Annotated in this window: 22 protein-coding genes and 1 tRNA gene; 10 read left to right on the top strand and 13 right to left on the bottom strand. The window is 68.6% G+C overall.

Going from position 1 to position 20,597, the window contains the following annotated elements; all coding sequences use genetic code 11:
- Positions 1-62: 62 nt before the first annotated feature.
- From ACFCYE_RS02420 to ACFCYE_RS02430, 3 genes are all read right to left on the bottom strand, one after another.
- The gene (locus tag ACFCYE_RS02420; RefSeq protein ID WP_376175957.1) at positions 63-1,022 is read right to left on the bottom strand and encodes an acetylxylan esterase; all 960 of its coding nucleotides are present in this window, start codon (positions 1,020-1,022) and stop codon (positions 63-65) included.
- A complete protein-coding gene (locus ACFCYE_RS02425) occupies positions 1,019-1,999 on the bottom strand; it encodes an acetylxylan esterase (protein WP_376175958.1) in 981 nt (326 codons plus the stop codon). Before ACFCYE_RS02425 ends, ACFCYE_RS02420 begins: the two co-directional genes overlap by 4 nt.
- 132 nt (positions 2,000-2,131) lie before the next feature.
- Positions 2,132-2,362 carry a 4-oxalocrotonate tautomerase family protein gene (locus ACFCYE_RS02430; protein ID WP_376175959.1) on the bottom strand — a complete coding sequence of 77 codons (231 nt, stop codon included), beginning with the start codon at positions 2,360-2,362 and terminating at the stop codon, positions 2,132-2,134.
- 59 nt (positions 2,363-2,421) lie between these two features.
- Between ACFCYE_RS02430 and ACFCYE_RS02435 the strand changes: the two genes are divergently transcribed.
- A complete protein-coding gene (locus ACFCYE_RS02435; RefSeq protein ID WP_376175960.1) occupies positions 2,422-2,844 on the top strand; it encodes an NUDIX hydrolase in 423 nt (140 codons plus the stop codon).
- A 7-nt stretch (positions 2,845-2,851) separates the two neighbouring features.
- On the opposite strand, the gene ACFCYE_RS02440 is transcribed toward ACFCYE_RS02435, so the two are convergent.
- Positions 2,852-3,334 carry an aminoacyl-tRNA deacylase gene (locus ACFCYE_RS02440; protein WP_376175961.1) on the bottom strand — a complete coding sequence of 161 codons (483 nt, stop codon included), beginning with the start codon at positions 3,332-3,334 and terminating at the stop codon, positions 2,852-2,854.
- On the bottom strand, positions 3,331-3,816 hold the full coding sequence (locus tag ACFCYE_RS02445; RefSeq protein ID WP_376175962.1) for a DNA helicase: 486 nt from the start codon (positions 3,814-3,816) through the stop codon (positions 3,331-3,333). Before ACFCYE_RS02445 ends, ACFCYE_RS02440 begins: the two co-directional genes overlap by 4 nt.
- Before the next feature lie 160 nt (positions 3,817-3,976).
- Here ACFCYE_RS02445 and ACFCYE_RS02450 point away from each other — a divergent pair, with 160 nt between their 5' ends.
- Positions 3,977-4,534: a peptidylprolyl isomerase gene (locus ACFCYE_RS02450; RefSeq protein ID WP_376175963.1), complete on the top strand. Its 558-nt coding sequence runs from the start codon at positions 3,977-3,979 to the stop codon at positions 4,532-4,534.
- Between the two features lie 22 nt (positions 4,535-4,556).
- Positions 4,557-5,444: a rhomboid family intramembrane serine protease gene (locus ACFCYE_RS02455; RefSeq protein WP_376175964.1), complete on the top strand. Its 888-nt coding sequence runs from the start codon at positions 4,557-4,559 to the stop codon at positions 5,442-5,444.
- A gap of 144 nt (positions 5,445-5,588) precedes the next feature.
- Here ACFCYE_RS02455 and ACFCYE_RS02460 read toward each other — a convergent pair whose 3' ends face one another.
- Positions 5,589-5,828, bottom strand: coding sequence for a cell division protein CrgA (locus tag ACFCYE_RS02460; protein ID WP_376175965.1), 240 nt, complete (start codon positions 5,826-5,828; stop codon positions 5,589-5,591).
- A gap of 80 nt (positions 5,829-5,908) precedes the next feature.
- On the opposite strand from ACFCYE_RS02460, the gene ACFCYE_RS02465 reads away from it, so the two are divergent.
- Genes ACFCYE_RS02465 through ACFCYE_RS02475 form a run of 3 tightly spaced genes read left to right on the top strand, consistent with a single transcriptional unit; the run spans position 5,909 to position 7,513 of the window.
- Positions 5,909-6,700, top strand: a complete 792-nt coding sequence (locus tag ACFCYE_RS02465) for a class E sortase (protein ID WP_376175966.1) — start codon at positions 5,909-5,911, stop codon at positions 6,698-6,700.
- A 10-nt stretch (positions 6,701-6,710) separates the two neighbouring features.
- On the top strand, positions 6,711-6,866 hold the full coding sequence (locus ACFCYE_RS02470) for a hypothetical protein (RefSeq protein ID WP_376175967.1): 156 nt from the start codon (positions 6,711-6,713) through the stop codon (positions 6,864-6,866).
- Positions 6,863-7,513 carry an anthranilate synthase component II gene (locus ACFCYE_RS02475; protein WP_376175968.1) on the top strand — a complete coding sequence of 217 codons (651 nt, stop codon included), beginning with the start codon at positions 6,863-6,865 and terminating at the stop codon, positions 7,511-7,513. Before ACFCYE_RS02470 ends, ACFCYE_RS02475 begins: the two co-directional genes overlap by 4 nt.
- On the opposite strand, the gene pknB is transcribed toward ACFCYE_RS02475, so the two are convergent.
- Genes pknB through ACFCYE_RS02510 form a run of 7 tightly spaced genes read right to left on the bottom strand, consistent with a single transcriptional unit; the run spans position 7,495 to position 16,399 of the window.
- Positions 7,495-9,171 carry a Stk1 family PASTA domain-containing Ser/Thr kinase gene (gene pknB, locus ACFCYE_RS02480; protein WP_376175969.1) on the bottom strand — a complete coding sequence of 559 codons (1,677 nt, stop codon included), beginning with the start codon at positions 9,169-9,171 and terminating at the stop codon, positions 7,495-7,497. The two genes, ACFCYE_RS02475 and pknB, sit on opposite strands and share 19 nt — an antisense overlap.
- A gap of 43 nt (positions 9,172-9,214) precedes the next feature.
- On the bottom strand, positions 9,215-10,981 hold the full coding sequence (locus ACFCYE_RS02485; RefSeq protein WP_376175970.1) for a serine/threonine protein kinase: 1,767 nt from the start codon (positions 10,979-10,981) through the stop codon (positions 9,215-9,217).
- Positions 10,978-12,435, bottom strand: a complete 1,458-nt coding sequence (locus ACFCYE_RS02490) for a peptidoglycan D,D-transpeptidase FtsI family protein (RefSeq protein ID WP_376175971.1) — start codon at positions 12,433-12,435, stop codon at positions 10,978-10,980. Before ACFCYE_RS02490 ends, ACFCYE_RS02485 begins: the two co-directional genes overlap by 4 nt.
- Positions 12,435-13,820, bottom strand: a complete 1,386-nt coding sequence (locus ACFCYE_RS02495) for an FtsW/RodA/SpoVE family cell cycle protein (protein WP_376175972.1) — start codon at positions 13,818-13,820, stop codon at positions 12,435-12,437. The genes ACFCYE_RS02490 and ACFCYE_RS02495 overlap by 1 nt, the downstream gene beginning before the upstream one ends.
- Complete coding sequence (locus ACFCYE_RS02500; RefSeq protein ID WP_376175973.1) at positions 13,817-15,130, bottom strand: PP2C family protein-serine/threonine phosphatase; 1,314 nt, start codon at positions 15,128-15,130, stop codon at positions 13,817-13,819. Before ACFCYE_RS02500 ends, ACFCYE_RS02495 begins: the two co-directional genes overlap by 4 nt.
- 7 nt (positions 15,131-15,137) lie before the next feature.
- Positions 15,138-15,686 (bottom strand): FHA domain-containing protein, encoded by a 549-nt coding sequence (locus ACFCYE_RS02505; protein ID WP_376175974.1) that lies wholly within the window; start codon positions 15,684-15,686, stop codon positions 15,138-15,140.
- Positions 15,683-16,399 carry an FhaA domain-containing protein gene (locus ACFCYE_RS02510; RefSeq protein ID WP_376175975.1) on the bottom strand — a complete coding sequence of 239 codons (717 nt, stop codon included), beginning with the start codon at positions 16,397-16,399 and terminating at the stop codon, positions 15,683-15,685. The genes ACFCYE_RS02505 and ACFCYE_RS02510 overlap by 4 nt, the downstream gene beginning before the upstream one ends.
- A 245-nt stretch (positions 16,400-16,644) precedes the next feature.
- On the opposite strand from ACFCYE_RS02510, the gene ACFCYE_RS02515 reads away from it, so the two are divergent.
- The 4 genes from ACFCYE_RS02515 (at position 16,645) to ACFCYE_RS02530 (ending at position 20,575) form a co-directional block, all read left to right on the top strand.
- Positions 16,645-16,731 (top strand) — tRNA-Leu (locus ACFCYE_RS02515).
- Positions 16,732-17,120: 389 nt separating this feature from the next.
- On the top strand, positions 17,121-17,330 hold the full coding sequence (locus ACFCYE_RS02520) for a heavy-metal-associated domain-containing protein (protein ID WP_376175976.1): 210 nt from the start codon (positions 17,121-17,123) through the stop codon (positions 17,328-17,330).
- Complete coding sequence (locus ACFCYE_RS02525; protein ID WP_376175977.1) at positions 17,330-18,286, top strand: heavy-metal-associated domain-containing protein; 957 nt, start codon at positions 17,330-17,332, stop codon at positions 18,284-18,286. Before ACFCYE_RS02520 ends, ACFCYE_RS02525 begins: the two co-directional genes overlap by 1 nt.
- A gap of 30 nt (positions 18,287-18,316) precedes the next feature.
- On the top strand, positions 18,317-20,575 hold the full coding sequence (locus ACFCYE_RS02530) for a heavy metal translocating P-type ATPase (RefSeq protein WP_376175979.1): 2,259 nt from the start codon (positions 18,317-18,319) through the stop codon (positions 20,573-20,575).
- The last annotated feature ends 22 nt before the right edge of the window (positions 20,576-20,597 follow it).

Consider the following 20,597-nt stretch of genomic DNA (forward strand, 5'->3'; position numbering starts at 1 on the left):
CGGTTCCTCCTCGGGGCTGGGTTCTCGGTTCAGCCTATGGATGCCGGACGCCCGCGGCTTCTCTATTCCTGATCGATGCGGGAGGCGGCGAAGAAGTCCTCGGTGGCCTGCTGGAACAACTGGTCGGAGAGTTCCTCGATCGGCCCGTCCAGGTGTCCGGAACCACGCACGGTCAACCGCTTGGGTCCGGCCAGCGCGTGGTAGACCGCGAACTGCCCTCGCGGGTCGACGGACGGATCGATGACCGCCGCTCCGACGTGCACCGGGATGCGGATGCGCGATGCAGCGATCGCCGTATCGAAGTAGTCCAGCACCGGTCGCACCTCCGGATGCCGCCGCAGGTGCGACCGCACGGCCTCGCCGCTGCCGGTGCAGCGTCGGCTGAGCCGGATCGGGAAGTACCCGAAGCTCGGAACGTCCAGGGAGGCGCGGCGGAACCGGTCGTCCCAGGGGAGTGCGAGTGCGCCCATCCCTCCGCCGAAGCTGCCGCCCTGATAGTCGAGTGCGGCTTCGGCATCCGGAGCGGCATCCAGCAGGACGGTGGCCGCGCGCCAGAGGTCGGCGGCCGAGTAGCGGTGCGCGTAGGTCTCACGGTGCTGGATGCCGGCGAGCACGTGCCGTGCCGAGAGTGCCGGGAATCGACCGGGTGGGTTCGCCTCCTGGCCGGGGGCCACCGGGAAGATCGCCGCCGTGTCGGCCGGGAGCGCGTCGAGCGCGGGTTCAGTACGGCCGCCGTAGCCGTGACCGATGACGCGTCCGCGAGCGACCGGGCCGTGCGGCAGGGCGAGCCAGGCGATGACCTGCTCGCCGGTCGACGAGGTGAACTGGACCCGGTCGACGCGATGCGTCGGGGTCGGTTCGAGTGCGGCGTCGACCTTCCATGCGACGGCACCGGTGCCGAATTCGGCGAAGGTGTCGTGCCAGAAGGCGTCGAAGTCGTCCGGGGCCCGAAGCGCCGGTGGCGGCGTCAGCAGAACCGAAAGCGGATACTCGGTGAGCTCTTCGGGTACGGAGCCGGTCACGCGACGGCCTCCGGGGCGGCGCCGAAGATCCCGCCCAGGAATTCCAGCTGCCGGCGCTGCTGCGTCCACTGCCCGCCCTCGTGCCCGTTGTACGGGTACACCTCGATGGACTTGTCATCGGTCGCGTAGTGGTTGAACTGCGCGAACACGGTCGACGGCGGGCACACGGCGTCGCACAACGCCACGGAGTACAGCGCCGGCGCCGAGGCGCGCGCGGCGAAGTTCACGCCGTCGAAGTAGCTGAGCACGCGGAAGACGTCATCCTCCTCGCCGCGGCGCGTCTGCATGTACCGCGTCAGTTCGTTGTACGGGTTCGCATCGGTGATGCGCAGTGCACGGCGATAGTGGCTGAGGAACGGCACGTCGATCATCGCGCCCGCGAGGCCGTCGCTCAGTCCGGCAGCCGCGACGGCGATCCCGCCGCCCTGGCTGCCGCCGGCGACGACGACCTTGGACGGGTCGACGGCCGGGTGGCTGCGGACGGCGTCGACGGCGAGCACGGCATCCGTGAAGACGCGACGGTAGTAGTACTCGTGCGGGCCCTCGATGCCGCTGGACATCTGACCGGCGATGCGCGGGCCGCTGCCGACGGGGTCGGTCGTCGACCCAGGATTGCCGCCGCTGCCCTGTCCGCGGCTGTCCATGACGAACACCGCGTACCCGGCACTGGGCAGCAGAGTCCACTGCTCTGGCACCCCGCGCCCGCCGTTGTACCCGATGTAGTGCACCACAGTGGCGCGTACATGACCCGTCGGCCGGATGAACCAGCCCTTGATCGGGTGACCGGCGAAGCCCGGGAACGTCACGTCCTCGACGATGAGGTTCCGGATCGCGGTGTCGATGCGAGTGAACAGCGCTTCGCCGTGTCCGCGGGAGAACGCCAGCGTCTCCTGCCAGAACATGTCGAAGTCGCTGGGCTCGTCCCGTTCGGGGCGGTACTCGCGGAGTTGGTCGATGGGCATGTCGAACTGGGCCATGGTTCGATTCTTCCGGGATTCGGCGCCGGTCGGTGCCAACCGGGGCGATGTTCCGACCATGGTCCGTGCAGCCGGGCCCGTGACGGACGTTGAGACGCCGAGGGGCAGAGCGCGACGCCCTGCCCCGACACCTCAGCTCCCGCCGGATGTCACCTTCGTGACCTGCGCCGCACGGGAGTCATCCTCGCTCGCGAGCACACCGCCGTTCGCGACGAAGTCGGCGGCGACCTCCTCGAACATGATGCGCACGTCTTGATGTCGAGCGCCGAGAGCGTCGACTGCGGCATCCGTGACGGCTTGAGCGAAGGCGCGGCGCTGGTCGACGGAGCGACCGGGGAGGAGTTCGACCCTGATGTTCGGCATGGCCAGAAGCCTAGGACACACGTCGTGGTCGGCGTGTCGTAGACCGCTAATGTGAGTGGATGGATCTGCGAGTCGCCGCATACGCGGTCGTCACCGACGACGACGATCGGATCCTGCTCGCCCGCTGGACCGAGGGTCGCCGGGTCGCCTGGACGATGCCGGGCGGCGGGCTCGAACCCGGTGAGGACCCCGAGGATGCCGTGCGCCGCGAACTCCGCGAGGAGACCGGGTATTCGGTCGAGGTCGGCGAACTGCTCGGCATCCATTCCCGGGTGATTCCGGCCGGTCGGCGCGTGCACAAGTCCGATGTCCCGTTGCACACGCTGCGGATCCTCTACCGTGCGCGCGTCATCGGCGGGCGCCTGCGCTTCGAGCAGGACGGCTCGACGGACATGGCCGGATGGTTCGACGTGCCGGCGGTGGCAGAGCTGCAGCGCGTCAAGCTCGTCGACATCGCGATGCGGACGGCCGGGATCCTCTGAGCCGAGGTCAGTCGCGCGGCTTCTCGGGCTCCGAGATGTCGGCGACGGTGGCGCCGTAGGCGGCGATCAGATCGTCGGCGTCGACGAAGAGGCTGTAGCCGTGCGCACCGGCGCCCATGGCGACGCGCTGGCCGACGATGGACGCGTCGGCGTAGATCGGCCAGTCCGTGGTGCTGCCGATCGGAACGATCGTGCCGCGTTCGTAGCCCGTCGCCGCAAGAGCGAGATCCGGCTCCGGCAGGCGCAGCTTGTTCACGCCGACGACGGCGCGCAGCTTCGGCCACGAGATCGACCGACCGCCGGGTACCAGCGCGAACAGGTACGTGTCATCGGATCGCTTGACGACGAGCGTCTTGACGATCCCGGAGGGCTGGATGCCGAGGATCTCCGCAGCCTCGTGGAGACTGCGTGCCTGCGGCCGCTCGCGGATCTCTATCTCGAGACCACGGGCGGCCGCCGCATCCTTGACCCTGGTGTGCGGGTCGGTCACGCGTTCGGCGGAGAGAGCGGGTCGTCCGCGACCCAGAGCTCGTCATCTGCGCGCAGCGCCTGCCACGCGGCGTACAGGACGCCGACAGCGGCCGCGGCACCGAGGACGATCGCGACGACGGAACCCAGACCGGGGCCGCTCTTCTTCGCGGGGACCACGGTGATGCCGTGACGCTTCGCGTTGGCGATGTCCCAGGCGGAGAGAGCAGAGCCCACCACGCCGCCGACGACCGGGATGACCTTGTCATCCACGACGTGCTTGCCGAAGCGCACGCCCTGGTCGACGACCGGTGCGACCCTGCGCTTGTAGGCGTCCTGAACGACAGGGACGACCTGCTCGCTGTTGAGCTTGCCGAGCTGGCGACCCGCCTCGCGTGCGACATCCGCGGCCTGTCCGACGACGACCTGCTGGGTCTCCCACAGCTTGTTCGCGTCTTTCTGCAGACGTCGCAGTTCCTTCTTCCGCTTTCGGCTGAGGCTCACGATGCTCTCCTGTCCATTGGAGTACGGGTTCCCCATCATGCCAGACATGACTGGGCGCGGGCAGAGATTGTGCCCACCCTTGCCAGGACGGGGTGATCGCGCTAAGCGATCACGCGCGGCATCCAGGCCATCCGACGCATGGCTCTGCGAGAATGGAGGAATGCCTCACGCTTCTCACGTCGCAACCATGCACACCAACCACGGTGACATCGTCATCAACCTCTTCGGCGACCACGCCCCGAAGACGGTCGCGAACTTCGTCGGCCTCGCCGACGGTTCGAAGGACTGGACGCACCCCGAAACCGGCAAGCCGGGCGAGGGTCCTCTCTACAAGGACGTCATCTTCCACCGCATCATCCCGAACTTCATGATCCAGGGCGGCGACCCGCTCGGTCAGGGCGTCGGCGGCCCCGGCTACAACTTCGACGACGAGATCAACCCGGAGCTGAACTTCAACGAGCCTTACATGCTCGCCATGGCGAACGCGGGTCTGCGTCGCAACGCGATCACCGGTCAGCTCGAGGGCACCAACGGCTCGCAGTTCTTCATCACGACCGACCCGACCACCTGGCTGATGGGCAAGCACACCATCTTCGGCGAGGTCGCCGATGATGCTTCCCGCGCCGTCGTCGACGCGATCGCCGCCGTTCCGACCGCCCCTGGCGACCGTCCGCTCGAGCCGGTCGTGCTGCAGTCGATCGACATCGACGCGGCCTGACGGACCGCACCCGCCGATCCGGATGACGAACACCGAATTCACGAGCAATCGTGACAACTTCTGCTATCGGCATCCGGGTCGGCAGAGCTTCGTGCTCTGCCAGCGCTGCCTGCGCACCATCTGTCCCGAGTGCCAGACGCAGGCCGCCGTCGGCGTCATCTGCCCGGAGTGCCTGAAGGAGCAGAAGCAGAACCGTACCCCGGCGCAGAAGAAGGCCGATCGCCGCTGGAAGGGTGGTCGCTCGATCCTGGCGCCCGCCACGGGCAAGCCTGTCGTCACGTACGCGATCATCGCGGTGACGGCGTTCGTCGGGCTGCTGCAGATGATCCCGGGGTTCGGTGGGCAGGTGCAGACCGCGCTCGCGTTCTGGGCTCCATACCTCTACCCGAACCTGAACGGCGGGGTCTTCGAGCCGTGGCGGGTCGTGACCGCCGCGCTCGTGCACGGAAGCATCTGGCATTTCGCCTTCAACATGCTCGCCCTGTGGGTCATCGGACGCACGCTGGAGCCGATGCTGGGGCGCTGGCGCTTCCTGACGCTGTACGTGCTCGGTGCCATCGGAGGTTCGGTCGCCGTCGCGTGTCTGGAGCCGGCGGTCTCGACGATCGGAGCGTCCGGTGCCGTCTTCGGCCTCTTCGGCGCCCTGATCATCATCGGTCGCCACATGGGTGCGAACATCACCGGCATTCTCGTGATCATCGGGCTGAACCTCGTGATCGGCTTCGTGGTGCCGGGTATCGCCTGGCAGGCGCACATCGGCGGCGCCGCCGTCGGCCTGCTCGTCGCTCTCATCATCACGCGCACGCGGCGACGGGATCAGCGCCTCTGGCAGATTCTCTGGCTCGTCGCTCTCGGGCTCGCGCTCATCGCGCTGCTGGCATTCGTTCCGCCAGCGGTGATGCTCGCCTGATCCGACCCGTGCACAGGGTGTGAATAACACCGGTGTAATTCTCCCCACCCTGTGGATGAGCCTGTGGATAACTTTCCCCGCATACCAACGGAAGAACCCCCTCACGGATGCCGTGAGGGGGTTCTTCGCAGAGAGCGGAAGGCGTCAGCGCCAGCGCGTGGTCATGAGGAAGCCGATCAGCGCGATGCCGAGGCCGATGGCCAGGTTCCAGGACTGGATGCCGGGGATCGGCCACTGCATCCCGGAGATGTAGAAGACGAGGATCCACACGAGCCCGAGCAGCATGAAGCCGATCATGACGGGCTTGAACCACACCGCGTTGGGCGCCTGCTCGCCTTCAGCGCGCTCGACGACGGGTTCTTCGCTCTTGCGGTCTCGTGCCATGGGGACATTCTACCCATGAGGCCCGAGAACACCCACGTCCTCCGGGCCGACGTACACGCGAAGCGGATAGGATCGCGCCTGTGACTGCTTCCGCCGTGCCCGAGACTCGTCGTGTGCGCCGTCGACGACAGCGCCCCCGCGCGACGTTCACGAGCGTGCTCGGCGAACTGCTCCTCACCGCCGGTGTGCTGGTCATGCTGTTCGTCGCCTGGCAGATGTGGATCGGCGACATCATCATCGGTGCGCAGCAGAACTCCGAAGGCGCCGCCGTCTCGGCGGAGTGGGAGAGCGAACCACCGCCTGAGCCGCCGCCCGTCGTCGAGACGGAGGACGGCGAGACCTGGTACGAGCCGCCGCTGCTCGAGCACCCCGGGGCGGGCGAGTATCTCGCCCAGATGCGCATCCCGCGATTCGGCGATGACTACAACGTCGCGATTGCGGGGGGAACGTCACGACCCGTCACGCTCGATCACGGCTGGATCGGAGTGTACGACCAGTCCAAGATGCCGGGGCAGGTCGGCAACTTCTCGGTCGCCGGGCACCGCACCACTTGGGGGGCACCGCTCAATCGGATCGACAAGCTCCGCATCGACGACGCGATCGTCGTCGAGACACAGGAGGGCTGGTACACGTACCGCTTCCGCACTCTCGAGTACGTCACCCCCTCTCAGGTCGACGTGCTGCTGGACGTCCCCCAGGTGCCCGGTGCCGAGACGGGCGAACGCTATCTGACCCTGACCGCCTGTTCGCCGTTGTACTCGCTCGCCGAGCGCATCATCGCCTACGCCGTGTTCGAGGGCTTCCAGCCCCGCGCGGAAGGCGCCCCGGAATCCATGGCCGCAGTGGCCGAAGTCGCCGCACCGTCCCGATGAGGAGCAACTGATGTACGCAGCTCTCTGGCGCATCCTGCCCGGCCCGTGGTGGCTGCGGGTGTTCTTCCTGCTCGTGCTCGTCGCCGCGGTCCTCTACGGGCTCTTCTTCTACGTGTTCCCGTGGATCGCGCCGATCATCACACCCGGTGAGGTCGATCTGGAATGACCGTGCGGGTTCTCGTGGTCGACAACCACGACAGCTTCGTGCACACGCTCATCGGCTACCTGCACGAGCTGGGAGCCGTCACCACCGTCGTCGAAGCGGATGCCGTGGATGCACGCGACATCGACAGGTTGCTCACCGGCGCCGATGCGGTGCTGCTCTCCCCCGGCCCTGGTCGACCGCGTGACGCCGGCGCGTCGGTGGCCGTGGTGGAGAGGGCGAAAGAACGAGCGCTGCCGTTGCTCGGCGTCTGCCTCGGCCATCAGGCGATCGGGGCCGCTTTCGGCGTCGAGGTCTCAGAGGCCCCCGAACTCATGCACGGCATGGTCTCCCAGGTCGCGCACGACGGCTCTGCGCTGTTCGACGGCATCCCGTCGCCCTTCGCCGCCGGGCGCTATCACTCGCTCGCTCTCGCCGAATCCGACCTCCCGGACGAGGTGGTCGTCACCGCGCGCGCCGAGCACGGCACCGTGATGGCGATCGCGCATCGTGAGCTGCCGATACTGGGCGTGCAGTTCCACCCGGAGAGCGTCCTGACCGCGGGTGGCCACCGCCTGCTCGCCAACTGGCTCGCGCTGGTCGGCGATCCGGATGCCGTGGCGCGCGCCGCCGAGCTCACCCCGCTCGGGGACTACTCGCCGCTGCAGTAACGCAGCTCGACAGTGGAGTGCACTGGCACGTCGCCAGGCGCCATCGACATCGAGGACACCGTCGGCGGGTCGACTGCAGGACAGCTGGTGTCGGGGGTGGGAACAGCCGTGAGGCCGAGACGCTCCAGTTGTTCCGTCGCCGCATCCAGTCGGAATCCTTCGAGATCCTCGAGAGCCACCAGTCCGCTCGCGACGACGAGATCCACGGTGGTGCCCGGCGGCACTTCGGCACCCTCCCCCTCGCTGGCTTCGAGCACGATCCCGGCGACCTGATCCTTGTCGCTGGTCTGACGGATGGTGCCCAGCTTGAGGCCGGCGTCCTTCAGCGCTGCCTCGGCATCCGCCTGCGACATCGTCACGAGCCGCGGCACGGCGACCATCTCGGCGCCGCTGGACACGTAGACGGTGATCGCTGCGCCCTGAGCGACCGTGGTGTCGGCCTCGGGGTCGGTCCTGGTGACATTGCCCTCTGCGATGTCCGAACTCGGCTCCACCACGAGCTTCGAGACGAGATCGAGCTCCTCCAGCGCCTCCTGCGCGCGCTCTGAGCTGACGTCCACGAGGTCGGGCACGGTTCGCGACGAGGACTCGACGCTCGGTCCCTGCACCGTCACGACCCAGAACAGCACCGACGCCAGCAGTACGGCGAGCAGGGCGACCCCGGCCCAGATCCACGCGACCGGCGGACCGGACTGCGTCCGCGTCATCGTCGTGTCGCTGGAGAGCTGACGCAGCGTGCGCGCGGTCTCCTGCGCGGCCCGCGGGCTCGGCCCGTAGAGCTCACTGGTCAGGGCGCCGATCTGCTTCTTGCTCGGCGCCTTTCCGCCGAACGCGGTGTCCAGCGCGGAGCGGAAGCTCACGGCATCCGGATACCGCTGGTACGGGTCCTTCGCGAGGGCGCGCAGCACGATCGGGTCGAGGGCGCCGGGCGAGAGCTCGTTGACCTCGGTCGGCGGCATCGGCGTCTCGCTGACGTGCTGATACGCGACGGCGACCGGCGAATCGCCGCGGAACGGCTGACGACCGGTGAGCAGCTCGTACAGCACCACGCCCGTCGAGTACAGGTCGGTGCGCGCGTCGACGGGTTCGCCCTTGGCCTGCTCGGGCGAGAAGTACGCGGCCGTGCCGATGATCTGTGTCGTCTCGGCGACGGTCGACGACGAGTCGGACACCGCGCGGGCGATGCCGAAGTCCATCACCTTGACTCTGCCCTTGGGCGTCACCATGACGTTGCCCGGCTTGATGTCGCGATGGATGACGCCGGCCTTGTGCGAGTACTCCAGCGCCTCCAGGATGCCGTCGACGTAGCGCACGGCATCCTCAGCCGGAACGGGGCCGTCCGCGATGATCGCCTTGAGCAGGGTGCCCTCGACGAGCTCCATCACGATGTAGGGGACGGGCTGCGCGGCCGAGTCGTCCTCGCCGGCGTCGAAGACGCGGACGATGGACGGGTGCGACATGCGCGATGCGGCCTGCGCCTCGAGGCGGAATCGCGTGCGGAACGCCGTGTCGCGAGCGAGTTCGGGGTCGAGGATCTTGATGGCGACATCGCGACCCAGCGTCAGATCGTAACCGCGGTGGACCTTCGCCATGCCGCCGTGGCCGATGAGCTGGTCGACGCGGTAACGGCCCGCGAGGACGCGCTGCTCTGTGGACACGTAGGACCCCCCTGCGTTGACGACGGCTGACTGCCTACCAAGGCTACCCTTCAGCGTCGGCGCCTGCGTCTGCCTCGCCGCCGGCCTCGGCGTCGCCCTCGGACTGCTCGTTGCCCGGGGCGGTCGTCGGCGCGGCCTGGATCGCCACCGTCATCTGCGGGGATGCTCCGGAGGGGCGGTCGGCACCGCAGAACGCCTGGTACGTCGCGGTCACGTTCTGACCGGCCGTATCGGCTCCGACGGTGATCTCGGCGCTGCGCTCGGCGGGTGTGAAGCTGCGGGTCGTCGTCCCGTCGGCGAACGTCGCGTTCGTGATGGTGACCTCGTAGGCGCTCAGCGCGGGGACGCCGGACGGGCAGGTGTAGTTGGTCCAGTTCAGCGTCACCTTCTCTCCGGCGATCGCATCGCCGGAGAGCGTCGGCTCGGTGGTCGGCGCCGTGACCGCGACGACGTCGCCGAACAGCGTGAGGGTGAGCGCCGTTCCCGGCTCGACCATGCCGGTCGGCTCGACGTTCTGGACGGTTCCGACCTGCTCCGGCGAGGTGGCCGGGGTGTTGCCGGTGACGCAACTGGCGTCGAGGTCCGCGGCCTGCGCGGCCTCGACGGCCTGGTCGCACGTCATGCCGGCCAGACCCAGCTCGCCGACATTGATCCGCGGGTCCTCGGTGGGCGTCGGCGTCGATGACGGCGTCGGCGTCTGCGACTGCGTGGGCGGCGGAGTCGTCGCCTCCTCCTCCGGGTCGCCGGACAGCAGGGCCCAGATGGTGCCGCCGACGGCGAGCAGCAGGATCACGATGAGCGCGATCAGCGGCCAGGTCCACGGGCTGCGCTTCTTCTTCTTCTCGTCCACGACGGCATCCTCGGTCTCGAGGGCCGCAGTGGTCGTGAGAATCCGGGTGGCGTCGTCGCCCGAAGTGTCCATCATGCGCGTCGCGTCGTCGGCGACGCCGCCGGTGGCGATGGCCGGAACGGCGATCGCGGCGGAGTTCAGGTCGCCTCGCCGCAGCGCCTGCGCGGCACGTGCGACGGTCGCGGCCGAGCTCGGACGATCGGCCGGCTTCTTGGCGATCATCGCCATGACGAGGTTCTGGACCGGGATCGGGACGGTCGGAGGAAGCGGGGGCGCCTGCTCGTTGATCTGAGCCATGGCGATCGCGACCTGCGACTCGCCTGTGAACGGGCGCTTGCCGGCCAGGGACTCGTACGCGACGATGCCGAGCGAGTAGATGTCCGTCGCGGGGGATGCCGGGTGGCCCGACGCCTGCTCGGGCGACAGGTACTGCACGGTTCCCATCACCTGGCCGGTGGCCGTCAGCGGCACCTGGTCGGCGATGCGAGCGATGCCGAAGTCGGTGATCTTGACGCGACCGTCGGGCGTGATCAGCAGGTTTCCCGGCTTGATGTCGCGGTGCACGAGACCGGCGGCGTGCGCGGCCTGCAGCGCGGCGGAGGTCTGGGCGACGATGTCGAGCGTCTTGTCGGCGCTGAGCGCGCCGTCCCGCTCGAGGACCGTCGAGAGCGCCTCACCGGGAACGAGCTCCATGACGAGGTAGGCGCTGCCGTTCTCCTCGCCGTAGTCGAACACGCTGGCGATGCCCTCATGGTTGACGAGTGCGGCGTGCCGGGCCTCGGCGCGGAAGCGCTCGAGGAATCCCGGATCCCCCATGTACTCGTCCTTGAGGATCTTGATGGCGACCGTACGACCGATCACATGATCGGTGGCCTCCCAGACCTCACCCATGCCGCCGATCGCGATCCGCGACTGGAGCTCGTACCGTCCACCGAACGACACACCCTGCGTCGGCCTCATTTGTTCAGCACCGCCTCAATGACCTTCTTCGCAATCGGAGCGGCAATCGAATTGCCGGATCCGGACTGACCCTTACCACCGCCGTCTTCGACGACGACTGCCACCGCCACCTGCGGATCATCCGCGGGGGCGAAACCTGTGAACCACAACGTGTACGGGTCCGCGTCACCGTTCTGCGCCGTACCCGTCTTACCGGCGACATCGACCCCGTCTATTCTCGCATTAGACGCGGCACCGGAAGCGACACTCGCGACCATGGCGTCGGTCACGGACTGCGCGACGGACGCTTCGACCGCGCGGCCGAACTCGGTGTCCTCATATGCCGTCTGGACCGACAGGTCGTCGCCGATCACGGCATCCACCATCCGCGGGTTCATCACGACGCCGTCGTTGGCGAGTCCTGCCGACACCATGGCCATCTGCAGCGGCGTCGCGCGGACATCGCCCTGGCCGAAACCGGTGAGAGCCGTCTGGTCGTCGCTCAGGCCGCGCGGGTACGTCGAGGCGGTCGAGGTGAGGGGGATGTCGAATGACATGTCGAACCCATAGGCCTCGGCGGTCTCGCGGATCACGTCGTCACCGATCGCGACAGCCAGCTGCGCCATCGGGATGTTGCAGCTGAGCCGGAGGGCATCGGCGATCGTGACCGTTTCGCCGGGCCCGCACGTTCCGCCGCCGGAGTTCGAGATCTGCTGGCTGGTGCCGGGGAGCGTGTATCGCGCCGGATTCGGCAGCGTCGACTGGGGCGTCCACTCGCCGGTCGAGAACGCCGCGGAGGCGGTGACGACCTTGAACGTCGACCCCGGCGGGTTGAGACGGCCGGCGATCGCCCGATTGTAGAGCGGGTTGTCGACGGCGTTCTCCAGCTCATCGTGGGTCGTGTTCGCCGCAGCGACGTCGTGGGACGCGAGCAGGTTCGTGTCGTAACTCGGCGACGAGGCGAGCGCGAGCACACGACCCGTCGACGGCTCGATCGCGACGACCGCGCCCTGCAGTCCGTTCAGCGCTTCGTAGGCGACGCGCTGAACCTCGGCATCCAACGACAGTTCGACGCTGAATCCGGTCTGCGGCTGGCCGGAGACGATCCGCTCGATCTCGGAGAAGAACGCACCGGCGCCGGTGCCGGAGAGTTCGGCGTTCATCGCCCGCTCCAGGCCGGTGGCCGACTGCAGCGCCGGGTTGAAGTAGCCCGTGACGGGCGCCCACATCGCGGCATCCGTGTAGACGCGCTGGAAGGCGTAGGTGTCGTCCGTCGGCGTCGAGTAGGCGATGGGGGCGCCGGAGGCGATGATCGACCCTCGCTGAATCTCGTAGCTGTCCAGCAACGTGCGCCTGTTGTTCGAGTTCTGGGCGAGGGCATCGGCCTCGACGACCTGGATCCAGCTCGTCGCGATGAACAGCGACAGGAACATGGCGAGCATGATGATGCTGAGGCGGCGCAGTTCTTTGGTCATCAGCCGATCACCACCCTCGGTTGGCGGCGCACGCCGTCGGAGACCCGCAGCAGCAGCGCGACGATGAGCCAGTTCGCGATCAGCGACGATCCGCCGGCGGCGAGGAACGGAGTGGTGAGACCTGTGAGCGGAATGAGCCGCGTGACGCCGCCGACCATGATGAACACCTGCAGGGCGATCGTGAACGAGAGGCCGGTCGCGAGCAGCTTGCCGAAGTCGTCCTGTCCGGCCATTCCGATCCGGATGCCGCGGCTGATGAAGACCATGTACAGGCTGAGGATCGCGAAGATGCCCACCAGCCCGAGCTCCTCGCCGAGGCTGGGGATGATGTAGTCGCTGTGCGCCAGGGGCGTCACCTGGGGGCGGCCCATGCCGAGTCCGGTGCCGATGAGCCCGCCATGCGCGAGCCCGAAGATGCCCTGCTGCAGCTGGAATCCGGCGCCCTGAGGATCGACGATGCTCGGGTCGAACGCGTACAGCCAGTTCGTGAAGCGGCCGCGCACGTAGCTGAGGATCTGCGTGGCGAGGAAGACGCCGACGGCGACGAGGGCGAGGCCGATCACGACCCAGCTCGTCTTGCCGGTGGCGACGTAGAGCATCGCGATGAACATGCCGAAGATCAGCACACCGGTGCCGAGGTCGCGCTGGAAGACGATGATGCCCAGCGAGATCAGCCAGACGACGATGACCGGACCGAGTTCGCGGGCGCGGGGCCACGTGATCCCGAGGAAGCGGGTGCCCACCGAGGTCAGGCTCTCCCGCGTGCGCACGAGGTAGCCGGCGAAGAAGATCGCCAGGCAGAGCTTGGCGAGCTCACCGGGCTGGAACGAGATGAATCCGCCGAGGGACACCCAGACGTCGGCGTTCGCCGTGGTGACCCGAAGACCGGGGACGAACGGCAGCAGCAGCAGCACGATTCCGGCGAGGCCGAAGACGTAGGTGTAGCGGAACAGCACCCGATAGTTGCGCAGGGCGATGACGAGGGCGATGGCTCCGGCGAGCGAGATCGCCGTCCATGCCAGCTGCTTGGACGAATACGCATCCCAGCCGCTGAGGTTCTTGGCGAGATCGATGCGGTAGATCATCGCGATTCCGAGCCCGGTCAGCAGCGTGGCGATCGGAACGACGAACGGGTCGGCGTCGCTGGCGACGATCCGCAGCACGATGTGCAGCGCGAACACCAGTACCGCGAGGGCGCCGCCGATGAAGAGGATCATCGGGTCGATCGCTCCGAGCGCGCCGAGCTGAACGAGCGCGAGAGCCCCGCCGCTGAGCGCGCACGCGAACAGCAGCAGCCAGAACTCCCTGTTGCGCTGCGTCTGCGGCAGCCGCATCTTCTTGAGGGCCTTGATGACCGCGGTGTCCGCGGCGACGTCGGTCGTCATGGCGCCCCCACATCGGTGGAGGGAGTCGGCGTCGGACTCGGTGCGGGGGTCGGCGTCGCGCGTCCCTCGTCCTCCCTGACGGCATCCGCTCCGGCCTGGAGGCGTTCGACGATCGCCTCGGCATCCGACAGGGATCGGGCGTTGATCGTGCGTTCGACGGAAGCCCGCTGGTACGGCGGCAGGTCGGCGAGGAGGATGTCGGTGTCCTCGATGGCCGTCGAAAGCGTGATGGGGCCGAGGTTCTGCTGCACGCCCTGGAAGATCACGACGCTGTCCTCGTCGGCACCGATGAAGTAGCGCGTCTGGGTCCAGTTGTAGGCGAGGAATCCGGCGCCGACGAGCGCCAGCAGGGCCACGAGCACGGCGCTGATCCATCCGATGCGCCGGCGCTTCGCGCGGCGCTTGTCCTCTTCGATGAGCTCTTCGAGGTAGTCGGCGGCCGGTTCGAAATGCGTCGGCTCGTTGGCCGCCTGCCGCACCGGATGCAGCCAGCTGCTGCGGCCGGCGCGGGCCGCGGGGACGAGGATGCCGGACGGGTTGGATGCCGAGCCGACGATGGTCGCGGTGCCGGAGGACAGCGGATGCTGTCCGCCCACGTCGACCAGCACGATCGTGACGTTGTCCGGTGCGCCGCCGTCGAGTGCCTGCTTGAGCAGCGTGTCCGCGGTGCGACCGGGCGCGAGCCCCTGGCGCATGACCTTGGCGATGTGGAGTTCGTCGACCACGCCGGACAGGCCGTCGGAGCAGAGGAGCCACCGGTCGCCGGGGAGGGTGGGCATGACGAACATGTCCAGCTCGGGGTCGTTGTCCATGTCGCTGAGCACGCGCATGAGGACCGAGCGCCGCGGGTGGTACCGTGCCTCCTCCGGCGTGATGCGGCCGGAGTCGACGAGGCGCTGGACGAAGGTGTGGTCCGCGGTGATCTGGGTGAGCTCGTCGTCGCGGAAGAGGTAGATGCGCGAGTCGCCGATGTGGCCGATCACCGCGTACTCGTCGACCATGATGATCGCGCTGACGGTGGTGCCGAGGCCTGCGAGCTCCGGGCGGTCCTTGGCGGCGCGGATCAGGTCGCCGGCTGCCGTGGTGGCCGCGGCCTGGAGGGAGGCCTGCGCATCGTCCGTCGTCGCGTAGGTGGTGTCCAGCGGAGCGAGGCGCTGGATCGCGATGCTCGAGGCGACGTCGCCGCCGGCGTGGCCGCCCATGCCGTCGGCGACGGCGAACAGGTTCGCTCCGGCGAAACCGGAGTCCTGGTTGTTGGAGCGGACCTTCCCGGTGTGGGAGATCGCGGCGCTCGAGCCCTCGAAGACCATGCCGCGCTCAGGCTCGCAGTTCGAAGGTCGTGGCGCCCACCTTGACGGGGATGCCGATGCCGATCGCGGCCGGACCGCCGGAGAGTCGCTTGCCGTCGAGATACGTGCCGTTCGTCGAGTCGAGGTCCTGGATGGTCCACGTGCCGCCGCGCAGCATCAGGCGGGCGTGATGGCTGGAAGTGTAGTCGTCGCGGATGACCAGGCCGGATTCGCTGGAGCGCCCGATCGTCATCGGTTCGCTGCCGAGGGGGATCTCGAGACCGGCCTTCGGGCCGGAGGTGATGACGAGCCGGTGGGCACTGGTCGCTGTCGCCGGGGCGCCCGGCTTGGCCGCGTGCGCCGAACCCTTCGCCGCGACGCCGGATGCCGGGGTGGTCGCGGGGGTCGAGGCCGCCGCCGGCGCGGGCGCGGCCGCTGCTTCGGCGGGGAGCTTGCGCGCCCGGACGCCGAAGAGGTCGGCGCGCAGCGAATAGACGACGCCGAACACGAAGAACCACAGCAGGAGGAGGAACCCGATGCGCAGGAGGAGGAGGACCAGTTCGCTGGGAGTGCTCATGGGTTCACCCCGAAGGCGCGCGTCGCGTCGTCGTCTCGGCGCTGCGGCGAGGCCACCGGGACGATCCGGAACACGAGGTCCGTGCGACCGATCGAGATCGTGGTGTCCGACTCGAGGCGTGCCTCGCGGACCTTTTCCCCGTTCACCTTGGTGCCGTTCGTCGAACCGAGATCGCGCATCATGGCGCGCTCGCCGTCCCAGAGGATCTCGGCATGGCGGCGGCTCGATCCGGCATCCGCAATGGTGATGTCGGCGTCGCTGCCGCGGCCGATGACGGTGCGCGAGCGGGCGATCGAGTGGCGACGGCCGTCGACGTCGACGACGGCCTGCCAGGTGACGCGGCCCTCGATGGTCGAGGAGTTCACGCGGACGGTGCCGGTGGCCACCTTCTCATCCGCTTCGAGGGCGATGGTCAGCGGACCGGCGAAGCTGTAGCCCTGCGTCTTGCCGTGCTTGGTGACCAGCGCCAGCAGTTCGTCGATGAGCGGACGGCCGACCGACTGCATCCGCTCGGTGTCGTCGGGACTGAGGCGCACGAGGTAGTTGTTGGGCGCGATGATGCGGTCGCGGCTGACGATCGCGGCCTTGGTGTCGGCCTCGCGGCGCAGGGCGGAGGCGATCTCCACCGGCTGGATGCCGCTGCGGAAGGTCTTCGCGAACGCGCTGTTCACAGCGCGCTCGAGACCCTTCTCAAAGCTGTCAAGTAGTCCCACTGGGCTCCTCTGGCATGCCGACTGGTACGGCCATCGTAGCCAGGTGTTCTGGGTGAACGCCTTCGTGCCGCGGTTTTGCAGGGATCTCAGGGCGGCGGGCCGTGCGAGTCGGGCGCCGTGCGGCCCGCGAGGGGGTGCGTGCGGCATGCGTGGCGGCTCCCATCGGCCACGAGAGGCCGTGGTTTCACCGACCCTCTGAACGCGTGATATCCTCGGGAAGTTGAGTTCTTCGGAGCGAGACACTCGCGCGAGTGGCGGAATAGGTAGACGCGCTGGCTTCAGGTGCCAGTGTTCGCAAGGACGTGGGGGTTCAAGTCCCCCCTCGCGCACCACAGGTCCTGAGTCGCGACTTCGTTTATGAACGAGTCGTGGCTCAGGACTTTTTCGTGCGCGAAGTCCTCACCGTCGACCCCGATCGGTGTATCCCGGTGCCGGTGTCTGCGTGGACAGGAGCGGGCGCATGCCACCGCCGCCGGCATCGGCGACGGCTCGATCCGTGCTGACGCGGAAGTCGAGGACGCCGCGCCGCTGATCAATGCCGTTTCCTCGATTCACGGGTGATCACGGGGTGCCGGACCTGTCGCAGATGGGCGCCTCCGGTGTCTCATCAGCGCGCCATGACGCGATCGATCGATCTTGACGGGAATACCCCCCATGGGTATAGGGTTGCATCAGTCAGATACCCCTCCCGGGTACTTTCGACACGACGAGAGGAAGCATCATGAGCACCACCGAGTACCAGGTCACCGGAATGACGTGCGGCCACTGCGAGATGTCCGTGCGCGAAGAGGTCGGCCAGGTCGCTGGCGTCAGCGGCATCGAGGTCAGCGCCTCGGACGGCAAGCTCGTCGTCACGAGCGATGCACCCGTGGACGACGCGGCCATCATCGCCGCCGTCGACGAGGCCGGATACGCAGCGGTGCGCGCCTGATGAACACCGCCGGCCGCCTCGGACTCTACGGCGCGGGCCTCGTGGTCGCGTTCGGCGCTGCCTATCTGGCCGCCGGCGCGATCGTGCCGGACAGCGCGGTCGCCGCGTGGAGCCAGGCGAGCCATGCGGACGACCCCGGCCACGCAGCCGAGCAGCAGGAACCCGCAGACACAGAACAGAAGGAACAGGAGGTGACCGGCGTGACGATCTCGGCATCCGGATTCACCCTCGCACCCCTCGCCGCCCCGGCGGCCACGGGCACCGACGGGGAACTCGCCTTCCGCATCCTCACCGCCGACGGTGACCCCGTGACCGCCTACGAGACGGCCCACGGCAAGCAGCTGCATCTCATCGTGGTGCGAAACGACGGCACGCAGTACCGTCACGTGCACCCCGAGCTGGATGCCGCGACCGGCGTCTGGTCGCTGCCGTGGACCTGGGATGCCGCAGGCACCTACCGCGTCTACACGGACTTCGTCTCCGACGGCACGGCCGCGACGCTGTCGCGCACCGTGGATGTCGCCGGCACTTTGACGCCGAACCCGGCGACCGAGGTCATCACGACCGCGTCGGTCGACGGCTTCGACGTCGCCATCACCGGCGATCTCGTCGCGGGAGCCGACAGCGATCTCACGGTCGAGGTCACGCGCGACGGCGAACCCGTCACGACGCTCGAGCCCTACCTGGGCGCATTCGGACACCTCGTCGCCCTCCGCGACGGCGACCTCGCCTACCTGCACGTCCACGCCCACGGAGATGAGCCGGAGCCGGGCGACACCGCCGGCCCCGCGGTCGCCTTCACCGCCGGAGTCCCGACCGCCGGTCGCTACCTGCTCTACCTGGACTTCCAGGTCGACGGGCAGGTACGCACGGCGCAGTTCGTCCTGGATGCCGTGGCGTCCGACGCCGCGCCCGACCACGGGTCCGACGGCGGCGACGACCACGGTGGACACTGACACCTCTCGACCGATTCTGAGGAGACACCCATGAGCGACACCACGAACGACGTCGCCAGCGTCGAGCTGGAGATCGGCGGCATGACGTGCGCCTCCTGCGCCATGCGCATCGAGAAGAAGCTCAACCGTCTCGACGGCGTGACCGCCACCGTGAACTACGCGACCGAGAAGGCCAAGGTCACGGCGCCGGCCGGCTTCGACACCGCACTGCTCATCGCCGAGGTCGAGAAGACCGGCTACACGGCCGAGCTCCCGGCCCCGCCCGCCGGCACCGGTTCGACCGAGGACGAAGACGCACCGGATGCCGAGCTGACCGGGCTGCGCACCCGCCTGATCGTCTCGGCCGTCCTCACCGTGCCCGTCATCGCGATGGCGATGATCCCCGCCCTGCAGTTCCCCTACTGGCAGTGGCTGTCGCTCACGCTCGCCGCTCCGGTCATCGTGTGGGGCGCGTGGCCGTTCCACCGTGCCGCCTGGATGAACCTGCGCCACGGCGCCGCGACCATGGACACGCTCATCTCGATGGGTACGCTCGCCGCGTTCCTGTGGTCGCTGTATGCACTGTTCTTCGGCACCGCCGGCGTGCCGGGCATGACCCACCCGTTCGAGTTGACCGTCGCCCCCAGCGACGGTGCCGCGAACATCTACCTCGAGGTCGGCGCCGGAGTGACGACGTTCATCCTCGCCGGGCGCTACTTCGAGAAGCGCTCGAAACGTCAGGCCGGAGCGGCGCTGCGCGCGCTGCTCGAGCTCGGCGCGAAGGACGTCGCCGTGCTGCGAGGCGGCGTCGAGACCCGCATCCCGACCGCGGATCTGACCGTCGGCGACGAGTTCATCGTGCGTCCAGGCGAGAAGATCGCCACGGACGGCGTCGTGGTCTCCGGAACCTCCGCCGTCGACGCTTCGATGCTGACCGGCGAATCCGTGCCGGTCGAGGTCGGCGAGGGCGATGCCGTCACCGGCGCGACCGTGAACGCCGGCGGGCGCCTCGTCGTCCGCACCACCCGCGTCGGAGCCGACACCCAGCTCGCGCAGATGGCGCAGCTCGTCGAGGACGCGCAGTCCGGCAAGGCCGACGTGCAGCGTCTGGCCGACAAGGTCTCCGGCATCTTCGTGCCGATCGTCATCGCGATCGCGGTGCTGACACTGGGTGCCTGGCTCGGCGCCGGGTTCCCGGCATCCGCGGCCTTCACCGCCGCCGTCGCCGTCCTCATCATCGCGTGCCCGTGCGCGCTCGGTCTCGCCACCCCGACAGCACTGCTGGTCGGCACGGGACGCGGTGCGCAGATGGGCATCCTCATCAAGGGTCCCGAGGTGCTCGAGTCGACCCGCCGCGTCGACACGATCGTGCTCGACAAGACCGGCACCGTCACGACAGGAAGCATGACGCTCGTCGACGTGCACCCCGCGGACGGCGTGGATCGCGCCGACCTGCTGCGTCTGGCCGGAGCCCTCGAGGATGCCTCGGAGCACCCCATCGCGCAGGCCATCGCCAAGGCGGCGACGCAGGAATTCCGCACGCTTCCCGCGCCGGAGGGCTTCACCAACATCGAGGGCAAGGGCGTGCAGGGCGTCGTCGAGGGGCACGGCCTGCTCGTCGGCCGCGAATCGCTGCTCGCTGACTGGGCGCAGCCCCTCCCCGCTGAGCTGGCCGCGGCCAAGAGCGAGGCCGAGCGGCAGGGCCGCACCGCCATCGCCGTCGGCTGGGATGGTCTGGCCCGCGGCATCCTGGTGGTCTCGGATGCCCTGAAGCCCACCAGTGCTCAGGCGATCGCCCAGCTGAAGGACCTCGGCCTCACGCCGATCCTGCTCACCGGAGACAACCGCGCCGCAGCCGAGCAGATCGCCGCCGAGGTCGGGATCGACACCGTGATCGCCGAAGTGCTGCCCGCCGACAAGGTCGATGTCGTCACGCGGCTGCAGGCCGAGGGGAAGGTCGTCGCGATGGTCGGCGATGGCGTCAACGACGCCGCAGCCCTCGCGCAGGCCGACCTCGGTCTCGCGATGGGCACCGGCACCGACGTCGCGATCGAGGCCAGCGACATCACTCTGGTCCGCGGGGACCTGCGCAGCGCGGCCGACGCGATCCGGCTCTCGCGCCGCACACTCGGCACGATCAAGGGCAACCTGTTCTGGGCCTTCGCGTACAACGTCGCGGCGATCCCGCTGGCGGCGCTCGGGTTGCTCAACCCCATGCTGGCCGGAGCCGCCATGGCGTTCTCCAGCGTGTTCGTCGTCGGCAACAGCCTGCGTCTGCGGTCCTTCCGCAGCCAGGCGACGGATGCCTGAGGCGAAGAGATGTCAGGAGGAC

Source organism: Microbacterium sp. NPDC056234 (assembly GCF_042267585.1).
Classification (GTDB): Bacteria; Actinomycetota; Actinomycetes; order Actinomycetales; family Microbacteriaceae; genus Microbacterium.

Bases quoted from the DNA above. Each gene is read 5' to 3' on its own strand.
- ACFCYE_RS02425 (WP_376175958.1), bottom strand. From the start codon at position 1,999: ATGGCCCAGTTCGACATGCCCATCGACCAACTCCGCGAGTACCGCCCC.
- ACFCYE_RS02430 (WP_376175959.1), bottom strand. From the start codon at position 2,362: ATGCCGAACATCAGGGTCGAACTCCTCCCCGGTCGCTCCGTCGACCAG.
- ACFCYE_RS02435 (WP_376175960.1), top strand. From the start codon at position 2,422: ATGGATCTGCGAGTCGCCGCATACGCGGTCGTCACCGACGACGACGAT.
- ACFCYE_RS02450 (WP_376175963.1), top strand. From the start codon at position 3,977: ATGCCTCACGCTTCTCACGTCGCAACCATGCACACCAACCACGGTGAC.
- ACFCYE_RS02455 (WP_376175964.1), top strand. From the start codon at position 4,557: ATGACGAACACCGAATTCACGAGCAATCGTGACAACTTCTGCTATCGG.
- ACFCYE_RS02460 (WP_376175965.1), bottom strand. From the start codon at position 5,828: ATGGCACGAGACCGCAAGAGCGAAGAACCCGTCGTCGAGCGCGCTGAA.
- ACFCYE_RS02470 (WP_376175967.1), top strand. From the start codon at position 6,711: ATGTACGCAGCTCTCTGGCGCATCCTGCCCGGCCCGTGGTGGCTGCGG.
- ACFCYE_RS02475 (WP_376175968.1), top strand. From the start codon at position 6,863: ATGACCGTGCGGGTTCTCGTGGTCGACAACCACGACAGCTTCGTGCAC.
- ACFCYE_RS02485 (WP_376175970.1), bottom strand. From the start codon at position 10,981: ATGAGGCCGACGCAGGGTGTGTCGTTCGGTGGACGGTACGAGCTCCAG.
- ACFCYE_RS02490 (WP_376175971.1), bottom strand. From the start codon at position 12,435: ATGACCAAAGAACTGCGCCGCCTCAGCATCATCATGCTCGCCATGTTC.
- ACFCYE_RS02495 (WP_376175972.1), bottom strand. From the start codon at position 13,820: ATGACGACCGACGTCGCCGCGGACACCGCGGTCATCAAGGCCCTCAAG.
- ACFCYE_RS02500 (WP_376175973.1), bottom strand. From the start codon at position 15,130: ATGGTCTTCGAGGGCTCGAGCGCCGCGATCTCCCACACCGGGAAGGTC.
- ACFCYE_RS02505 (WP_376175974.1), bottom strand. From the start codon at position 15,686: ATGAGCACTCCCAGCGAACTGGTCCTCCTCCTCCTGCGCATCGGGTTC.
- ACFCYE_RS02520 (WP_376175976.1), top strand. From the start codon at position 17,121: ATGAGCACCACCGAGTACCAGGTCACCGGAATGACGTGCGGCCACTGC.
- ACFCYE_RS02525 (WP_376175977.1), top strand. From the start codon at position 17,330: ATGAACACCGCCGGCCGCCTCGGACTCTACGGCGCGGGCCTCGTGGTC.
- ACFCYE_RS02530 (WP_376175979.1), top strand. From the start codon at position 18,317: ATGAGCGACACCACGAACGACGTCGCCAGCGTCGAGCTGGAGATCGGC.